Source organism: Curtobacterium sp. B8, assembly GCF_000333315.1.
GTDB classification, from domain to species: domain Bacteria; phylum Actinomycetota; class Actinomycetes; order Actinomycetales; family Microbacteriaceae; genus Curtobacterium; species Curtobacterium luteum.
In genome coordinates this window covers 1-943 of record NZ_BACW01000393.1, presented here as the reverse complement: position 1 = coordinate 943, position 943 = coordinate 1, and the positions used below count along the sequence as shown (strand labels likewise).

At 70.0% G+C, this 943-nt stretch carries 1 protein-coding gene and 1 pseudogene; both read right to left on the bottom strand.

Translation table 11 applies throughout. The features are described 5' to 3' along the window. Positions 1–260 (bottom strand): annotated as a pseudogene (locus I59_RS10135) (hypothetical protein); the annotation flags it as partial. Then, positions 257–943: AAA family ATPase (locus I59_RS10130; RefSeq protein ID WP_042726628.1), on the bottom strand; the 687-nt coding region annotated here is incomplete at its 5' end. The pseudogene I59_RS10135 and the gene I59_RS10130, both read right to left, overlap by 4 nt.

Below are 943 nucleotides of genomic sequence, written 5' to 3'. Positions count from 1 at the left end.
TCCCGACCAGGAAGCGACAACGACAGGCTGAGGGCGGTCAAGAACGCCCCAGCAGAGGCGCCGTCAGGTGTCCCTCTGAACACCAGGACGACGGGCGTGGCGAGGAGTACGCGGAGCGTGGCCGCACGAGCGGCTCCGGTGGGGAACGTCGCGGCGACCTGGACGGTGACCAGCGACGTCGTGACCGCGAGCCCCAGGACCCAGCCGACGAGCTGCCACAGGTCTGCCCGGAGGCGTGACCGGACCAGCAGCAGGATCATGACGTGCTCCATGCGGTTGCCGCCGAGACCGACTCGGTCTCGTACTGGTGCAGGAACAACTCCTCCAGGGACGGCGGAGCGATGACGAGACCGGTGACGTCGAGTGCCGCGAGCCGGGGGAGAGCGGCCACGACGTCCGACTCCGCGACGCTGCAGGAGAACCGGGCGCCCGTCACGGAGAGATCGCGCGCTTCGGGCAGGGCGGCGCGCACCTCGCGGATCGATCCTGCGGCGTCGAAGGAGACAGTGGTCCGCGTGCGCCGTCGCAGCTCCGCCATCGAGCCCGTCTCGACCACCCGACCGGCGCGGACGATCGAAACGGTCGTGCAGAGCGCCTGTGCTTCGCTCAGGACGTGGGATGACAGGAGCACGGTCGCTCCAACGTCGTGCGACGCTCGGACGTGTCGCGCGAACACCTCCTGCATCAGGGGGTCGAGTCCCGTCGTCGGCTCGTCGAACAGGTAGAGCTCCGCCGGGAGGAGCAGTGCGGCGACGAGGAGAACCTTCTGGCGGTTGCCTCGCGAGTACGCACGGACGCGTTTCGTGGGGTCGAGTGCGAAATCCTCGAGCAGCGCGGCCCGCTTCGCTCGGACGGGACGGGATCGCACCGCGCCGCCGCGCAACGAAGTCAGGAGGTCGATCGTTCGCCCCCGGTCAGCCCGGCCACAGAGCCGCGTCCCGGA